A 16,171-nucleotide genomic window follows, 5' to 3' on the forward strand; every position below is an offset into this window, starting at 1 on the left:
CAGGGGATAAAGGTGCGCCGAAGGCGGCGCGTCCAGCAGTCTACCCGGCTTTCACGCCAGCGCCAGCGGGCCCGCCTCGTCCCAGTGCGGATCGGCGGCCATCCGCTCGACCAGGAAGTCCAGCAGCGCCCGCAGCGCCGGTGGCATCTGCCGGCGCGAGGCATACACGGCGTGGATGCCGAGCACCTGTGGCGACCATTCCGGCAGCAGCGCCACCAGGCGTCCGCTACGGATCAGCGGGGCTGCCGAGTACAGCGGCTGCTGGCTAATCCCGGCACCGGCGGCGGCGGCCTCCAGCAGCACGGTGGATTCGTTGGCGCTGAGGCTGCCGCCCACCGGCACGCTGGTCGGCTCGCCATCGCGCTCGAACTGCCAGAGACTGCGGCCGAAGTAGGAGTAGGTCAGGCAGTTGTGCAGCGCCAGGTCCTCCGGGCGCCGCGGGGTGCCGTGGCGGCGCAGGTAATCCGGCGCGGCGCAGATCACCGAGCGGCATTCGCCGAGGCGGCGGGCGATCAGGTTGGGGTCGAGTTGGTTGGTGATGCGCAGGGCCAGGTCGATGCGCTCCTCCACCAGGTTGATCACCTGGCTGTTGACCTGCAGGTCGATGGCGGTGCCCGGAAAGCGCTCGACGAAGGCGGCGGCGGCGCGGGTCAGCCAGGCCTGGGCGAAGGACAGGCTGCTGGTGATGCGCAGGGTGCCGCGCGGGCTGTCGCGGCGGGTCTGGCCGGTGGCCTGCATGGAGTCGGCCACGGCGAGCATCTCGCGACACTGCGGCAACAGTTCCGCGCCGGCGTCGGTCAGGCTCAGGCGGCGGGTGCTGCGGTGCAGCAGGCGGGCGCCGACCCATTCCTCCAACTCGGCGAGGTAGCGCGAGACCATCGCCCGGGACATGTCCAGGCGCTCGGCGGCGGCGGTCTGGCTGCCGCTGTCGATGACTTCGACGAAGACGCGGGTAGCGGTCAGGCGGTCCATGATTCGCTCGATCCATGCAACAAAGCTGTGATTATCGCGGGGCTTTTTGCGCGCTTTCAAGCAACTAACATGGCAAGCCTCTGATCCCACTGCCTGGAGAACCGCTCATGTCGCGCCATGGATTGCTTCGTTCCCTGTTCGCCGCCGCCGCCCTGCTGGGTGCCGCCGGCGTCTTCGCCGCCAGCGCCGAGCCGCTGCGGCTGGAGGTCTACAACCCCGGCGAGAAGGCGATCTTCGCCGTGTCCTCGGAACTGCTGGTGGGCCAGCGCGAGGCGATGCTGATCGACGCGCAGTTCTCCCGCGCCGACGCCGAGCAACTGGTCAAGCGTATCCAGGCCAGCGGCAAGCCCCTCAGCACTATCTACATCAGCCACGGCGACCCGGACTTCTACTTCGGCCTCGACGTGCTGAAGGCCGCCTTCCCCGAGGCGAAGATCCTCGCCACGGCGCAGACCGTCGCGCACATCCAGGCGACCAAGGACGCCAAGCTGGCCTACTGGGGGCCGATCCTCAAGGACAACGCGCCGACCTCGCTGGTGGTGCCGGAGCCGCTGAAGGGCGACCAGTTGAAGCTGGAAGGCCATGCCCTGAAGGTGGTCGACCTGAAGGGGCCGAGCCCGAACCGCACGGTGCTGTGGATCCCGTCGCTGAAGACGGTGGTCGGTGGCGTGCTGGTGGAATCCGGTTCGCACGTCTGGACCGCCGATACCCAGACCAAGGCCTCGCGCCAGGCCTGGGTGGCGATGCTCGAGCGGATCGAGGCGCTGCAGCCGCGGCGCGTGGTGCCCGGCCATTTCACCGGCGAGGAGCCGAAGGGCCTGGACGGCGTGCGCTTCACCCGTGACTACTTGAAGGCCCTGGAAGCCGAACTGCCCAAGGCCAGGGATTCCGCCGCGCTGGTCGAGGCGATGAAGCGCCGCTACCCGAACCTGCCGGGCGAGGAAGGCCTGGAGCTGAGCGCCAAGGTGCTCAAGGGCGAGATGCAGTGGCCCTGAGCCGCGCCCGCCGCTAGCCGCTGATCGAGGCGTCCCCTGCGGGGCGTCTCGTGGAGACCGAGATGAACGACCTCACCCTGCATTACCTCTACGATCCGCTCTGCGGCTGGTGCTACGGCGCCTCGCCGCTGCTCGCCGCCGCCCGCGAGGTGACAGGTCTGGACGTACGCCTGCATGGCGGCGGCATGATGACCGATGCCAACCGCCAGCCGGTCGGCGCCGGCCTGCGCCACTACGTGATGCCCCACGACCTGCGGATCGCCCAGCTGACCGGCCAGCCGTTCGGCAAGGACTACTTCGACGGTCTGCTGCGCGACACCGGCGCGGTATTCGACTCGGCCCCGCCGACCGCCGCGGTGCTTGCCGCCGAAGCGCTCGGCGGCCTCGGCGCGGCGATGCTGGCGCGGATCCAGCGCGCCCACTACGTCGAGGGCCGGCGTATCGCCGAGCGTCCGGTACTGTTCGGGCTGGCTGCCGAACTGGGGCTTGGCCAGGGTTTCGCCGAGGCGTTCGACGCCTGCTCCGGCGAGCCGCTGCGCGTACACTTCGCCGACAGTCGGCGGCTGATGAACCGTCTCGGCGCCGCCGGCTTCCCGACCTTCGCCCTGGAGCGCGATGGTCGCCTGCAGGTGCTCGACACCGGGCGCTACCTCGGCCAGCCGGACGAGTGGCGGGCTTTCCTCGAGACGCAAAAGGACATCGCCAACTCTACCCTGACAAGCGGCGTGCCGGCTCCATTCTGCGGCATCGACGGTTGCCCCTGAATCCCGCCGCCGCGCAGGCGGACTGAACTTGTCCGGCTGCGTCGTCCTCCCATGTAGACATGCCCGCTCGCCGACGTGAGCGGCTGTCCATCCACAGCTCCGGAGGAGTCGACATGAAGAAGACGGCATCGGCGGTCTGGCAAGGCGGCCTGAAAGACGGCAAGGGCACCCTTTCCACTGAAAGCGGCGCGCTCAAGGACAACCCCTATGGCTTCAATACCCGCTTCGAGGGCGCACCGGGAACCAACCCGGAAGAGCTGATCGGCGCGGCCCACGCCGGCTGCTTCAGCATGGCCCTGTCGATGATGCTCGGTGAGGCCGGCCTGACCGCCGAACGTATCGAGACCCGCGCCGAGGTCACCCTCGACAAGCAGTCCGACGGTTTCGCCATCACTGCCGTGCACCTGGTGCTCAGGGCGCGCGTGCCGGGGGCGGACGCGCAGACCTTCGAGCAGATCGCCAACAAGGCCAAGGCCGGTTGCCCGGTATCCAAGGTGCTCAACGCGAAGATCAGCCTGGACGCCAGCCTCGACGGCTGAGCGGAACGCTTCCCCAGCCCGGCGAACTGGCCCTGGCCTGCCGCAGTCGAATGCGGCAGGATGCGCTGCGCAGCACTCGGCTGCCAGGCATCGACGAGGAGTGACGGGTCATGAAAACCATCGGGCTGGGGATAGCCGCCTTGCTGTTCAGCGCCACGGCGCTGGCCGCGCCGAAGCCGTGCGAGGAACTCAAGGCGGAGATCGAGACCAAGATCCAGTCGGCCGGGGTGATCTCCTACACCCTGGAGATCGTGCGCAACGACGAAGTCAGCGACCCGAACATGGTGGTCGGCAGTTGCGAGAACGGCACCAAGAAGATCATCTACCAGAAGAACGACGACTGAGCCGCTGCGTTGTCAGTACGGCGGGCAGCGGCTGGTCTGGAAGTTCGAACGGGCGACCACCGCGCCGCGTTCGTCGCTCAGTAGCGCCAGCGCCCTGCGCAATTGCGGGCGCACCTCCAGGCGATAGCGCCGGCCCGCCTCGAAGCCGTCATAGACCACCTGCTGGTAGCAGTTGATCTGCACCGGCTCGCCGAAGCCGCCGCCCCCGCCGCCGGAACCGCCATAGAGTTCGTACTGGAAGCGCACCTCCAGCACATGGCGTCCCGGCGTGACCTGGAAGTAGCGCCCGTCGCTCAACCGCTCGCCGTCCAGGCGCTCGGCCAGCAGGGTATTGGCCGGCGCGCTGCGCAGCTCGACCCAGGCCATCTTCGGGTCCGGCTGCGGCAGCGGTCCGGCGCAGCCGGCGAGGAGCAGCAGCGCGAGCGGGACGAGACGGGTGAATGGACGCATAGGGCGGGTTCCGGAGGGGGTTCAGCCCATAGCATAGCGCCCTCGCCTCGCGCCGTTCAGACCTTCGCGCAGCGCCCCTCGCGGCCGCGCGCCAGTTCCCTGTTGTCCTGGTCGTAGAGCTTCGCCCAGGGACGGAAGCCGATGTGCCCGGCCTCCAGGCGGTAGCGCTGGCCGGCGCTGAAGTCCTTGAACTTGAGGTTGAGCTGGCAATCGCGCCAGAGCGGGCTGTCCACCGGACCGATGTTGGTCGGGTCGACGGTGAACTGGTAGCGCACCGTGAGTTCGCGGGTGCCGGGATCGACCTCGAAGTAGCGCGTGCGGTCCCAGGTCTTGTCGTCGACTTCCACGGCGGCCAGATCGGCGTCGGGCTGGGTGGCGAGGTCGACCCAGGCGCGGTTCGGGTCGGGGGTGGGCATCAGCAGTGAGCAGCCGCTCAGGACGAGCAGGCCACCGGCAAGCAGCAGCGTACGCATAGAAGACTCCGAAGCTCCTTTAACCCGGCCGCCATCCGTCGCGCCTTGGAAAAACGCCTTGCGTTCCTCCGCCTCGCCGGATCGCGGACCGGTGCTGGTAGGGCGGCGGGCGGTCCGCGTGCTGTGCTATGTTCCGCCCATGCCACGCCGCCTTCGCCATCCGCTTGCTGACCTTCGACTGCCCCGCTGGGTTCCCTGCCTGGCGCTGTTGGCGCTGAGCGGTTGCTCGACCGTCTCCTACTACGGGCAACTGGCCAGCGGCCAGTTCGCCCTGCTGCGCGCCCGCGAGCCGGCCGCCGCGGTGATCGCCGACCCGCAGCGCGACGCGCGCTTGCGCGAACGCCTGGCGCGGGCGGAAAAGGCCCGGCAATTCGCCAGCGAACGCCTCGACCTGCCGGACAACCGCAGCTATCGCCTGTACGCCGATATCGGCCGGCCCTACGTGGTATGGAACGTATTCGCCACCCCGGAGCTGTCGCTGCAGCCGGTCACCCATTGCTTCCCCATCGCCGGCTGCGTGGCCTACCGCGGCTACTACAGCGAGGCCGCCGCGCGCGCCGAGGCGGCGCGCCAGCGGGCGCTCGGCGACGACGTCTACGTCGGCGGGGTGCAGGCCTACTCGACCCTCGGCTGGTTCGACGATCCGATCCTCAGCAGCATGCTGCGCTGGGACGACGAACGGCTGGCGACCTTGATCTTCCACGAACTGGCGCACCAGAAGTTCTACCTGCGCGACGACACCGCCTTCAACGAATCCTTCGCCACCTTCGTCGAACAGGAAGGTACCCGCCAGTGGCGCGAGTATCGTGGACTGCCGCCGGCGGACGGCCGCGAGGAGAAGCGCCGCGAGCAGTTCACCGCGCTGGTCCTGGCCAGTCGTGCGCGCCTCGAAGCACTTTATGCCGGGCCGCTGGACGATGCCGCCAAACGTGCCGGCAAGGCTGCCGAATTCCAGCGCCTGCGCCGCGAGTACGCGGCGCTGAGCCAGCGCGAATGGGGCGGCGAGTCGCCGTTCAAGGCCTGGATCGACTCGCCGTTCAACAATGCCAAGCTGCTTCCCTTCGGCCTCTACGACCAATGGGTGCCGGCGTTCGCCGTGCTGTTCCGCCAGGTCGGCAGCAACTGGCCAGCGTTCTATGCGCGGGTCCGTGCCCTTGGCCAGCTACCCCTGGCGGAGCGCCAGGCGGCGTTGCAGCGGCTGGCCGCCGCAGCGCCCTGACGCCTGCGTTCAGGCGGTGGCGAGCTGGTCGGCGTAGCACCAGCGCGCGGCCAGCCGGCCGATCGGCCAGAGCAGCGCCAGCAGGCCGACGCCGAGCAGCGCCACCAGCAGCGTATAGCCGATGCCAGCGGGCGCCAGGCCGAGGATCATCAGCAGCGCCAGCCCCCCGCCGACCGCCAGCAGCGCCACGCTCCACAGCAGCATGGCGACTACCGCGAGCAGCAGCGCGCGCCCGGCGGCGAAGCGTTGCAGGCGCGCCGGCAGGCGCGTGCAGATGGCGCCGAAGAGCAGCGCCGCGGGCAGCGCCACGCCACTCAGGTACAGGCCGTACAGCCAGGGCTCGTCGTAGCGCAGCAAGGCGTAGGGAAGGAACTGCAACAGCTTGAAGCACAGCGTGGCGAAACACAGCGCGGCGGCCAGGGCGACCTGCCAGGCGCCGACGCCAGCCTCCTCGCCCTCGGCCAGGCGCGGCGAGTTCACCCGGCTGCCGAGCAGCACCAGGCCCAGCGGCAGCAGACTGCCGAGAAGCAGGTAGACCCAGCTCATCGCTTCGTTGAACGCCAGCAGCCAGGCGGTGTAGCTGGCTTGCACCGTCGCCCACTGGTAGAACGGCAGCGTCAGCGGCGTCAGGCCGATCCCGGCGAGCATGCCGCAGACCAGGTTGAGCAGGCCGTAGCCGATCAGCAGCAGCGCCAGCGGGCGGAATTCGACCAGCCGCCGCTGTTCGCGGTAGGCGTGCAGCGCCAGGAGGTTGGCCGCCGCGTAGAACACCAGGCCGGTGAACCAGTGCGGCGCCGTCAGTTGCAGGTGCTCGGAGAAGCGCTGGCGGACCTCGCCGATGTCGTTGTACCACTGGATGCCCAGGCTCAGGGCGAAGGACAGGCAGGTGACCAGCGCCAGCACCGCGATGAACGCGTAGGGCTGGGTGGTCGCGGGCACCTCGCGGGTCGGCGGCTGCACCGGGGCGCTGGGGGTGGCGAAGGGATTGTCGGTCATGTCAGGCGTCCTTGTCTGAAACGGAGCATGGGTCAGTGGGATTCCAATACCTGCCGCAGGGCGGCGAGGTCGGCGCAGTAATGGGTCGGTTGGTGCGCGCGCAGTTCGTCTTCGCTGCCGAAGCCGTAGCCGACGCCGATGCAGGCGACACCGTTGCGGCTGGCGCCGAGCAGGTCGTGCATGCGGTCGCCGATCATCAGGCACTGCTCCGCCGCCAGGCCTTCGCTGTCGAGCAGGTGGCGGATCAGTTCGTCCTTGTGCGTGCGGGTGCCGTCCAGTTCGCTGCCGTAGATCGCCTTGAAATGACGGTCGAAGGCGAAGTGGCGGGCGATCTCGCGGGCGAACACGCCGGGCTTGCTGGTCGCGACGTAGAGCGTGTGGCCGCGTCCGACCAGGGCTTCGAGCAGCTCGGGAATGCCATCGAACACGCGGTTCTCGTAGAGACCGGTGACCCTGAAGCGCTCGCGGTAGTGGTTCACCGCCTCCCAGGCGCGCGCTTCGTCGAAGCCGTAGGTCTGCATGAAACATTGCAACAGCGGAGGGCCGATGAAGTGTTCCAGGCGCGCCAGATCCGGCTCGTCGATGCCCAGGCGGGCGAGGGCGAACTGCACCGAGCGGGTGATGCCCTCGCGCGGGTCGGTGAGGGTGCCGTCGAGGTCGAAGAGGATGTGCGGGTAGCGCAGCGCGGCGTCACGCATGGTAGCCCTCGGCGATGTGCTGGTCCTTGAGCTTCACGTAGTTGCCGGCGGTGTAGGCGAAGAAGCCGCGCTCCTTGTCGCTCAGCGGACGGGCCTTCTTCGCCGGGCTGCCGACGTAGAGGAAACCGCTCTCCAGCACCTTGCCCGGCGGCACCAGGCTGCCGGCGCCGAGGATCACTTCGTCCTCGATCACCGCGCCGTCCATGACGATCGAGCCCATCCCCACCAGCACCTGGTTGCCGATGCTGCAACCGTGCAGCAGGACCTTGTGCCCGACGGTCACTTCGTCGCCGATGCTCAGCGGAAAACCGTCCGGGTTGAAGGGGCCGGCGTGGGTGATGTGCAGCACGCTGCCGTCCTGGATGCTGCTGCGCTGGCCGATGCGGATGCGGTGCATGTCGCCGCGGATCACCACCAGCGGCCAGACCGAGCTGTCGGCGCCGATCTCGATGTCGCCGACGAGCACGGCCGAGGGATCGACGAAGACCCGCTCGCCGAGCAGTGGCGTTTTGCCCTGGTAGGAACGAATGGTCACGATAGTTTTCCTCAGGCTGCGGATGCCGCCGATTGTATTTAAGATGGTCGGGTATTTCCTTAGCCAAGGTTGCCAACGTGAGCGCGAATCCCCTTCTGCAGGCCTACGACCTGCCGCCTTTCTCCTCCATTCGCCCGGAACACGTGAAGCCGGCCATCGAGCGGATCCTCGCCGATAACCGCGCCGCCATCGCCCGCCTGCTGGAAACCCAGCGCGAGCAGCCGACCTGGAAGGGCCTGGTGCTGGCGATGGACGAACTCAACGAGCGCCTGGGCGCCGCCTGGAGTCCGGTCAGCCACCTCAACGCGGTGTGCAACAGCGCCGAGCTGCGCGAGGCCTACGAGGCCTGTCTGCCGGAGCTGTCGGCCTACTCCACCGAGCTGGGGCAGAACCGCGCCCTGTTCGAGGCCTACGAGGCGCTGGCGAAGAGCCCCGAGGCGGCCGGCTTCGACGTGGCCCAGAAAACCATCCTCGAACACGCCCTGCGCGACTTCCGCCTGTCCGGCATCGACTTGCCGGCGGACAAGCAGAAGCGCTATGCCGAGGTGCAGTCGCGCCTGTCCGAGCTGGGTAGCCGTTTCTCCAACCAGCTGCTCGACGCCACCCAGGCCTGGACCAAGCAGGTCACCGACGAAGCCGCGCTGGCCGGCCTGACCGATTCGGCCAAGGCCCAGATGAAGCAGGCCGCCGAGGCCAAGGGCCTGGACGGCTGGCTGATCAGCCTGGAGTTCCCCAGCTACTACGCGGTGATGACCTATGCCGATGACCGCGCCCTGCGCGAAGAGGTATACGCCGCCTATTGCACCCGCGCCTCCGACCAGGGCCCGAACGCCGGGCAGAACGACAACGGTCCGGTGATGGAAGAGATCCTCGACCTGCGCCAGGAGCTGGCCGGCCTGCTCGGCTTCGCCAACTACGCCGAGCTGTCGCTGGCGACCAAGATGGCCGAGTCCAGCGACCAGGTGCTCAGCTTCCTCCGCGACCTGGCGGTGCGCAGCAAGCCGTTCGCCGCCCGCGACCTGGAGCAGCTGCGCGCCTACGCCGCCGAGCAGGGCTGCGCCGAATTGCAGAGCTGGGACGCCGGCTACTACGCCGAGAAACTCCGCGAGGCGCGCTACAGCGTGTCCCAGGAGGCGCTGCGCGCCTACTTCCCGGTGGACAAGGTGCTTTCCGGCCTGTTCGCCATCGTCGAGCGCCTCTATGGCATCCAGATCCGCGAGTTGCACGATTTCGAGCGCTGGCACGCCGACGTGCGCCTGTTCGAGATCCTCGAGAACGGCGAGCACGTCGGCCGCTTCTACTTCGACCTCTATGCCCGCGCCAACAAGCGCGGCGGTGCCTGGATGGATGGCGCCCGCGACCGCCGGCGCGACGCCCGGGGCCGGCTTATCGACCCGGTGGCCTACCTGGTGTGCAACTTCACCCCGGCAGTGAACGGCAAGCCGGCGCTGCTGACCCACGACGAAGTCACTACCCTGTTCCACGAGTTCGGCCATGGCCTGCACCACCTGCTGACCCGCGTCGAGCATGCCGCCGCCTCCGGGATCAACGGGGTGGCCTGGGACGCCGTCGAGCTGCCCAGCCAGTTCATGGAGAACTGGTGCTGGGAGCCGGAAGGCCTGGCGCTGATCTCCGCCCACTACGAGACCGGCGAGGCGCTGCCGCAGGACCTGCTGGAGAAGATGCTGGCGGCGAAGAACTTCCAGTCCGGGATGATGATGGTCCGCCAGCTGGAGTTCTCCCTCTTCGACTTCGAGCTGCACGCCACCCACGGCGACGGCCGCAGCGTGCTGCAGGTGCTCGAGGGCATCCGCGACGAAGTGGCGGTGATGCGCCCGCCGGCGTACAACCGCTTCGCCAACAGCTTCGCGCACATCTTCGCCGGCGGCTACGCGGCCGGCTACTACAGCTACAAGTGGGCCGAGGTACTGTCCGCCGATGCCTTCTCGCGTTTCGAGGAAGACGGCGTGTTCAACCCGGATACCGGCCGCGCCTTCCGCGAGGCGATCCTGGCCCGCGGCGGTTCGCAGGAGCCGATGCTGCTGTTCGTCGACTTCCGCGGTCGCGAGCCGTCCATCGACGCCCTGCTGCGTCACTCAGGGCTGGTCGGGGAGGCCGCATGAGCCCGGTGGTCACCAGGAAGCGCTTCATCGCCGGGGCGGTCTGCCCGGCGTGCAGCGAACAGGACAAGATCCAGATGTGGGAAGAGGACGGCGTGCCGCACCGCGAATGCGTGGCCTGCGGCTACGCCGACACGCTCAACGCCCAGGGCCAGTCGATCCCGAAGGAGCTGGGTACGCGAGTCAACCAGAACGCGCCGAAGCCGGCCAACCCGAAGGTGCAGTCGGTGCAGTTCTTCCCCAATCCCAAGCTGAAGAAAAAGCCCGACGCCTGACCGCTCGCCGCCGACCGGCGGCGATGGCTGTGCGCCGGGGCCCGGTGCGATACTGTATCCATATACAGTATTTCGCCGGGTTTCCCTCATGAGCGCTCCCCTGCCCCCGCGCGGTCGCGGTACCGCCAGCAACCCCCTCAACCGCTTCGCCCCGACCCACAGCGAGGCCTTCGACGATGGCTGGGAGCAGGACGTGCCGCCGATCCAGCTCACCGAGGTGCGCGAGGAGATCGCCCGCACGGTGATCTCCCGCAACCAGTCGCCGGACCTTCCTTTCGATCGCTCGATCAATCCCTACCGTGGTTGCGAGCATGTTATCGTTGACAAAGAAATGTATGGCCAGAGTGTCTAGCTATCCTTGATACTGCTGGCTAGAGACCCATCCAAATGGACGTCAGATGCCTCGCAAGCCTTTCTCCAAGTCTGCACTTGAGTCGCGAGAACGACCGACCCTCCAGCGAAAGCTCCCAGAAAACACCCCCCAAGCGATTCAAGAAAGAAGCACTGCTAGGGGACAAGTCGATGTTTCAGCTCAAGGGTTGCTTGTCCGAAACAAGACTACTGGCACAAGGGAATACGTCCGTGACTTCACAGATCTTGTCACTGAGTATCCGCACCATAAATTAATTGTCCAGCAGTTACTTATAGGTGCGCAGCTCCATTCCGCAAAGAGATTGATCACATATCAATCCCATCAAGACATCTATTACTCAATTCAAGAGTTTGTGCTGTTTCTTAACAGCGCTGAGCCGATCAATAAATCAGTCAAAGGTGTTGCTGATGTCGATGGGCAGGTATGCGCGAATTTTAGGTCATTTCTAATTCGTTCGTATCCAGGTCGCACCGTAAATAGAAAAAGATACGGCGCATTAAAAAATATCTTCCTTTCGTTGAAAAATAAATATAAAGGGCAGGGCTGGGTCGGCAAAGGGTTTGAATGGCCGACTGGACCGGGGATGAACGAGCAAATAACAGAAGGATACAGCAGGGAGATTCATAATAAGCTTGTGGAGGGATGCCTGATCGATATTAAGTTTATTATGAAGTGGATGGAGAGTTACAACAGTGTAGTGGAAGGCGAGAAGCCAATTCTGGCATACGATCTTTCATTAGAAAACTTGATGTTTGATCTGGTTGTAAAAGAGCAAACTAAAAGATCCAACGGGTCAATCAAGGCGACACACATTAAAGGGTTTGAGTGGGTTATACGCTCCACTGGAGATGTTAAAGAATACATACGGGCAAATGGAATAAGTATAGAGAGGTTTCTGGGCATTTACCGAGCCCGCGCCCATGAACTGGCGGCTAAAGGTCGCCCTGTAGTTGGTACTGAGGTCAGTGAACGGGGGATGGTGTATGGCTGTGATCGAGAAGAATCTGGGCGAATTGCAACTGCAAATGTAGGAAGACTTTATCCTGATTGGCCTATGCAAGTGAGCTTCGAGGAAGCTGGACATCTCTTTTCCACTGAGTGGAGTAAAAACACCGCTCACGGAACAAACAAAAAATATTCTACGCTGGAAAAAAGATTACGGTCGGCCTTGATGTATATGAAGGTTGGGCCAGAGCACCTACCCTATGAAGTAGGTCAAATGGCATACTTCAGCAGAGTAGCCTTCACAATGGGAACTATATTCCCATTCTTTCTCTTCGTGATGTTGCAGACGGGCTGGAACTTTGAGGTCGTGGTATCGATAAGCGATAACCTAGACGACCACATTGAGGAGGACCTTCTGGATGATGACTATGTGATTATTTATGGGTACAAGGGACGGTCCAACAAAAGCCAAATGCATAGATCAAACAAGCGAGATAAGTTTGGCACGTATCAGATCTTGCGCTTTGTTGCCGCTGAAGTAACCAAGCATTTCTCGTCGCCTCATTATTTAAAGGGTAAATTATTTCAGTGTGTCATTTCGAAGAATCTGTGGAATAAGTTTGGCCGCTTATGCACGCCGGTGACCACTACGAATTTTGGGCACGCATCAACGGAGTTTCTACATCGCCACCGCATAAAATTGGATACGGATACCAAATCCCCCAGAATTGAAACGAAACGTCTTCGAACTACTTACGAAACTCGACGGAGAGAACAGGGTTTAGATATAGACGAAGTTTCGACAATGATGGGGCATTCGGATATCGATACCACAGTGAATCATTATGATAGTGACTGGGGGTCGGCAGAAATATTAAATGGGCGTCTAAGAAAGATTCAGAGAAAGCATGAAGAAGATTTTAGGCGTTACTCAGCAAATCTTCTTACAGATGTGTCTTTGGTTGAGCTGCGTGAAGCCACTCTACGCTGCGGTAGCAAAGAAAAACTACGGTCAGTTGTTGCACCATTAGTCGGCAGGCTGAATTCTTCTGAAGATTCGGTAATACAGTTGCTTTCTCCGGAAGGTCAGACATTCATTGCAAGTTGTCTAAATTCAAGACGACCAGATTGGCCAGGCGCTGAAAGTTTTCTTAGGACGGATACGCCTTGCAACTACTTCAATCGTTGCCCGTTATGCTCACAGTGTGTGATCTTCAAAGAAGCATTACCTTTTATTGCAAGAAGAATTTCCGACCTTGACGGTCTGAGGGAGCGGTTAAATCCCTTAGAATGGGAGAAAAGCTATCGCGCTGAGTATTTAGCGTGGAAGGGGGTTCTAGAGGGCTGGGGGGATCCGATTGAGGTTGCTGAGGCAATAGATCGATCAGTACATAACGATTTTGCACTGCCATTGACAATGATAGGGCTCTCATGACAACTCCAACACGTGACCAAATAAAAGCCGTTTTAGAAGAAATAAGGAATGGACTGGGTTGTCACGAGGAAGAGTCAGAGCCTATCGCTACTGAAGAAGATGATGAGATTCTGAGTGGCGACTCTTCACTTGGGATCATTTGCGATAGTATAAATTTACTCAATCTTTCCAGAATTGATAAGAACGAGTGGAGTTATATTAGGGTAAGTCCTAGAAGCTCTTTCGGCGATCCGGTTTGGGATTTTGGGGATTACCCCTCCCCTAATGGATTTCCCATACGTATCAATTTTGATTATGTGAATATGTATGGCGTGAATGTTTGTGGAGTAGGTCACGAACATTGGGTGAATATTGCTAGGGCGCTACTATTTTACCGTGTACCGCACTTCGGAATTCATGGTCGCATTAATGCTTATACATCTCTTGAGTCAGATAAAACAAAAGTATTAAGACTTGTCGGGTTGTTTCAAGCCGAAGGTCTATATTTAGGTTCGGAAAATTCACCAGATTTTAGGACGGTGAATGATTTGGCCAAGTCGAGTGTGGAGCACTATATAGAGTCGCTGCCCACATCTGGGATTAAGTGGGAATTCTGTTACTTAATGTCCTTCTGGCAGGGCGTGTCATCGATGGGTATGCTTCCGTCAGAGTACTCACTATACGATTCATACGTAACTAAAGAGCTTGTCGCCAAATATAGAAGAGAATACGACGAGTCCTCTCGACCTTTCGAACCCATTCCGCTCGATGACTATGCAGAAATATTTAGATACTGTGTGGGGTTTGTTGAAAACTATAGTGATGACGTCCTTTGGCTGTATAAAAATTTTGCGCCAACCATAGTAGGTGCTTTTGAGAACCCCGGAAAGCTTGCCGCGATGAATATTGGTGTGTCAACGGCGTCCGTTGAGGGAGTTAAAAGATTTAGGGCTTATAAACCTAAGTTACTAGATAGCGGTATTCCCTGGTGGGGAATAGAAATCAAGGAAAGAACGCATGAGAATGATGAGGGGGAGTATATAAATCAAACTGCTGTGATTAGCGTTGTTGTCTCTCTGATCGATGCGTGTATCGTGCTTCTTCTATGTCTTACTGGGATGCGCCGATCAGAGGTCATTGGTCTTAAGGTGGATTGTCTTTCGTTTAAGTCTGAGGGTTATTGGCTTACTTATACTGTTTTCAAAACCTCCATTTCGTCACAGGGCGACATTAAAACAATACCTATCCCAAAAATTGCTGCTGACGCAATTGAAGTAATAATTGAAATAGGGCGGGATGCTCGTGCTTACGGTAATCACGACTATCTGTTTGTCAAGATACCAAAGTTAAGTTTTGGAAACACTCCGCAGTCCACTGTGGTAGAGCGAGCTTGCAATCGAGTGGCAAACAACCTGGGTATTGATTATAGAGTACACCCACATCGTTTTCGGAAGTCACTTGCCCTTTATATAATTCATCAAGATTCGCGGAATCTTGAAATTATTAAACGCCTCTTTTCTCACCGCAGCTTAAAAATGACGTTAAGGTACATCCTTTCTTTACCAGGCATGAACGATGAAGTCAAAGCTACGTTGATTGAAGAAAATACGGAAATTCTCGTCGAGGTTTTGCAAGGTGTAATTTCTGGTCAAATTGGGGGCATTGGCGGCAAAAGGTTGGCCAAGACTGCTAATTCGTCTCCAATACTCAGGGCTAAATTGCAAAACGCGGGAAAAGAGAGTTTAAGTCAGTATGTCGCCTCTTTGCTTGATGAAGGTGTGAAGCTTCTGCATAGAACGAATCTTGCAATCTGTATGCGAACGCCGGGTCTTTCCAGCGAGTCACCTTGTGATGCTAAGAATGATAGCCCTGGGTCGAGGCTTCATCCAAACTTGTTTGCGTGTGACCCATATAATTGTAGATATGCTGCATTTGTCGAGGCCAATGCTCCATCATTAAAAAATGAGATAATTTTCCACGATAATATGATTAAGCATAGGTACTGTGGAGCGACTCAGAAGGAATATTCGCAGAGGCGTATCGCTGAAGCCTTTAAGCGACTTCACGAGGTTGTAGGGGATGAAGCACATAATTTCCTAAAGCAGGTAGCGCATGGCTAAGCAGGATCTCCTCAATCGGGTGTATGCGACTATTTCAGCGCTCCAAAGCGACGGCCGAAAAAAGTTATCAGTGATGGAAGTTTCTAAATTATCTGGTGTCGGTCGTGCAACAATCAATCAAAAGCATGATCCTGACTGGGTGAAGGTCAGAGAAGTCATAAAAGGAACAACTCATTCTGGGGTTTATACAAAGGATTCAAGTGAGGATGTCAAAAAGCCACTCAAAAATACTCAAGAAATACATCATCGACTGAAAGAGTTGGAGGAGCAGTTAGCCCTACTAAGGGAGCGCGCTAGCACCACATATAATCAGTTGATCGACAGGGTACAATATTACTTTGCGTTGGCTAGTGAAAAGCCTGCTAAGCAAGTTGAGAAGGCTAAGCTCCTTCAAGAGCTAACTCATCAGAAGAATCAGAACGCAATCCTACGTGCAGATCTCAAGGCGGCTCTTGCTGAATCATTAACTCCTGCGGTATCAGGATTTATCACTTCAAAGATTATTTTGGAAGTGCCTAATGCAGGCTCAGATTCTGAGGCCATTCTGAGTTTTTTGGAGAAACTGGATTCGTTATCTAGTCAGAATCGATCTTCACTTGTTACCGCAGTCTACATAATGTGTGGTCTTCCAATGTGCGGCAAGTCATCTTGGATTGATAATCACAAGCCACCTACTCCAGGCGTATCCTTATATGTCAGTGGGGCAAGTGATACAGTTTCAACTCGGAATTTGTTAGTTTCTAGGGTTAGGAAAGAATTTAACGCGCCTGTGCACTGTGTTCGATTTAGTCTAGGCCTTGATGCCTGTATCTCTAGGGCCGAAAAACAGTTCAATGGTGCGGCTCTTGAATTGAATATTTCATCCATCAAAGTTGTGGCTGCGCGGTTCGAAGAAATACAATTCAGCGAAAATTTCGACTCAATCATCTTGGCTTGAAA

At 60.2% G+C, this 16,171-nt stretch carries 16 protein-coding genes and 1 pseudogene; 11 read left to right on the plus strand and 6 right to left on the minus strand.

The genetic code is table 11. The annotated features are described in order from the left end of the window. Positions 1-51: 51 nt before the first annotated feature. Positions 52-972 carry an oxidative stress response transcriptional regulator OsaR gene (gene osaR / locus PSPA7_RS00265; RefSeq protein WP_011979078.1) on the minus strand — a complete coding sequence of 307 codons (921 nt, stop codon included), beginning with the start codon at positions 970-972 and terminating at the stop codon, positions 52-54. Positions 973-1,079: 107 nt separating this feature from the next. On the opposite strand from osaR, the gene PSPA7_RS00270 reads away from it, so the two are divergent. From PSPA7_RS00270 to PSPA7_RS00285, 4 genes are all read left to right on the plus strand, one after another. Continuing rightward, positions 1,080-1,967, plus strand: a complete 888-nt coding sequence (locus PSPA7_RS00270; RefSeq protein ID WP_011979079.1) for an MBL fold metallo-hydrolase — start codon at positions 1,080-1,082, stop codon at positions 1,965-1,967. Between the two features lie 62 nt (positions 1,968-2,029). Next, positions 2,030-2,731, plus strand: coding sequence for a DsbA family protein (locus tag PSPA7_RS00275; protein WP_011979080.1), 702 nt, complete (start codon positions 2,030-2,032; stop codon positions 2,729-2,731). An 83-nt stretch (positions 2,732-2,814) separates the two neighbouring features. After that, entirely contained in the window at positions 2,815-3,270 is a 456-nt protein-coding gene (locus PSPA7_RS00280; protein WP_003118563.1) for an OsmC family protein, read from the plus strand. A gap of 110 nt (positions 3,271-3,380) precedes the next feature. After that, positions 3,381-3,614 carry a DUF1161 domain-containing protein gene (locus tag PSPA7_RS00285; RefSeq protein WP_003157864.1) on the plus strand — a complete coding sequence of 78 codons (234 nt, stop codon included), beginning with the start codon at positions 3,381-3,383 and terminating at the stop codon, positions 3,612-3,614. 12 nt (positions 3,615-3,626) lie between these two features. Here the strand turns inward: PSPA7_RS00285 and PSPA7_RS00290 are convergent, their stop codons facing one another. After that, the gene (locus PSPA7_RS00290) at positions 3,627-4,064 is read right to left on the minus strand and encodes a PA0061/PA0062 family lipoprotein (protein ID WP_003157863.1); all 438 of its coding nucleotides are present in this window, start codon (positions 4,062-4,064) and stop codon (positions 3,627-3,629) included. A 56-nt stretch (positions 4,065-4,120) separates the two neighbouring features. Continuing rightward, a complete protein-coding gene (locus tag PSPA7_RS00295) occupies positions 4,121-4,537 on the minus strand; it encodes a PA0061/PA0062 family lipoprotein (RefSeq protein WP_003157862.1) in 417 nt (138 codons plus the stop codon). Positions 4,538-4,628: 91 nt separating this feature from the next. Here PSPA7_RS00295 and PSPA7_RS00300 point away from each other — a divergent pair, with 91 nt between their 5' ends. After that, a complete protein-coding gene (locus PSPA7_RS00300) occupies positions 4,629-5,756 on the plus strand; it encodes an aminopeptidase (protein WP_049792063.1) in 1,128 nt (375 codons plus the stop codon). Between the two features lie 9 nt (positions 5,757-5,765). Here the strand turns inward: PSPA7_RS00300 and PSPA7_RS00305 are convergent, their stop codons facing one another. Genes PSPA7_RS00305 through PSPA7_RS00315 form a run of 3 tightly spaced genes read right to left on the minus strand, consistent with a single transcriptional unit; the run spans position 5,766 to position 7,985 of the window. Beyond that, entirely contained in the window at positions 5,766-6,752 is a 987-nt protein-coding gene (locus tag PSPA7_RS00305; protein WP_011979082.1) for a hypothetical protein, read from the minus strand. Positions 6,753-6,784: 32 nt separating this feature from the next. Continuing rightward, a complete protein-coding gene (locus PSPA7_RS00310) occupies positions 6,785-7,450 on the minus strand; it encodes an HAD family hydrolase (RefSeq protein WP_011979083.1) in 666 nt (221 codons plus the stop codon). Then, a complete protein-coding gene (locus PSPA7_RS00315) occupies positions 7,443-7,985 on the minus strand; it encodes a gamma carbonic anhydrase family protein (protein WP_011979084.1) in 543 nt (180 codons plus the stop codon). The genes PSPA7_RS00310 and PSPA7_RS00315 overlap by 8 nt, the downstream gene beginning before the upstream one ends. 77 nt (positions 7,986-8,062) lie before the next feature. Here PSPA7_RS00315 and prlC point away from each other — a divergent pair, with 77 nt between their 5' ends. From prlC to PSPA7_RS31895, 6 genes and pseudogenes are all read left to right on the plus strand, one after another. Then, on the plus strand, positions 8,063-10,108 hold the full coding sequence (gene prlC, locus PSPA7_RS00320) for an oligopeptidase A (RefSeq protein ID WP_011979085.1): 2,046 nt from the start codon (positions 8,063-8,065) through the stop codon (positions 10,106-10,108). Next, the gene (locus tag PSPA7_RS00325; RefSeq protein ID WP_011979086.1) at positions 10,105-10,380 is read left to right on the plus strand and encodes a YheV family putative zinc ribbon protein; all 276 of its coding nucleotides are present in this window, start codon (positions 10,105-10,107) and stop codon (positions 10,378-10,380) included. The genes prlC and PSPA7_RS00325 overlap by 4 nt, the downstream gene beginning before the upstream one ends. 88 nt (positions 10,381-10,468) lie before the next feature. Further along, positions 10,469-10,693: pseudogene (locus tag PSPA7_RS00330) on the plus strand (PA0069 family radical SAM protein); the annotation flags it as partial. Between the two features lie 85 nt (positions 10,694-10,778). Then, positions 10,779-13,133, plus strand: coding sequence for a site-specific integrase (locus PSPA7_RS31890; protein ID WP_011979087.1), 2,355 nt, complete (start codon positions 10,779-10,781; stop codon positions 13,131-13,133). Further along, positions 13,130-15,232 (plus strand): tyrosine-type recombinase/integrase, encoded by a 2,103-nt coding sequence (locus PSPA7_RS00335; RefSeq protein WP_003152713.1) that lies wholly within the window; start codon positions 13,130-13,132, stop codon positions 15,230-15,232. Before PSPA7_RS31890 ends, PSPA7_RS00335 begins: the two co-directional genes overlap by 4 nt. Next, positions 15,225-16,169, plus strand: coding sequence for a hypothetical protein (locus tag PSPA7_RS31895; protein WP_023083569.1), 945 nt, complete (start codon positions 15,225-15,227; stop codon positions 16,167-16,169). Before PSPA7_RS00335 ends, PSPA7_RS31895 begins: the two co-directional genes overlap by 8 nt. The last annotated feature ends 2 nt before the right edge of the window (positions 16,170-16,171 follow it).

The sequence above is a fragment of the Pseudomonas paraeruginosa PA7 genome, assembly GCF_000017205.1.
GTDB classification, from domain to species: domain Bacteria; phylum Pseudomonadota; class Gammaproteobacteria; order Pseudomonadales; family Pseudomonadaceae; genus Pseudomonas; species Pseudomonas paraeruginosa.

Excerpts from the sequence above, each read along its gene's own strand:
- osaR (WP_011979078.1), bottom strand. The coding sequence starts at position 972 with ATGGACCGCCTGACCGCTACCCGCGTCTTCGTCGAAGTCATCGACAGC.
- PSPA7_RS00270 (WP_011979079.1), top strand. The coding sequence starts at position 1,080 with ATGTCGCGCCATGGATTGCTTCGTTCCCTGTTCGCCGCCGCCGCCCTG.
- PSPA7_RS00275 (WP_011979080.1), top strand. The coding sequence starts at position 2,030 with ATGAACGACCTCACCCTGCATTACCTCTACGATCCGCTCTGCGGCTGG.
- PSPA7_RS00285 (WP_003157864.1), top strand. The coding sequence starts at position 3,381 with ATGAAAACCATCGGGCTGGGGATAGCCGCCTTGCTGTTCAGCGCCACG.
- PSPA7_RS00290 (WP_003157863.1), bottom strand. The coding sequence starts at position 4,064 with ATGCGTCCATTCACCCGTCTCGTCCCGCTCGCGCTGCTGCTCCTCGCC.
- PSPA7_RS00295 (WP_003157862.1), bottom strand. The coding sequence starts at position 4,537 with ATGCGTACGCTGCTGCTTGCCGGTGGCCTGCTCGTCCTGAGCGGCTGC.
- PSPA7_RS00305 (WP_011979082.1), bottom strand. The coding sequence starts at position 6,752 with ATGACCGACAATCCCTTCGCCACCCCCAGCGCCCCGGTGCAGCCGCCG.
- PSPA7_RS00310 (WP_011979083.1), bottom strand. The coding sequence starts at position 7,450 with ATGCGTGACGCCGCGCTGCGCTACCCGCACATCCTCTTCGACCTCGAC.
- PSPA7_RS00325 (WP_011979086.1), top strand. The coding sequence starts at position 10,105 with ATGAGCCCGGTGGTCACCAGGAAGCGCTTCATCGCCGGGGCGGTCTGC.
- PSPA7_RS31890 (WP_011979087.1), top strand. The coding sequence starts at position 10,779 with ATGCCTCGCAAGCCTTTCTCCAAGTCTGCACTTGAGTCGCGAGAACGA.
- PSPA7_RS00335 (WP_003152713.1), top strand. The coding sequence starts at position 13,130 with ATGACAACTCCAACACGTGACCAAATAAAAGCCGTTTTAGAAGAAATA.
- PSPA7_RS31895 (WP_023083569.1), top strand. The coding sequence starts at position 15,225 with ATGGCTAAGCAGGATCTCCTCAATCGGGTGTATGCGACTATTTCAGCG.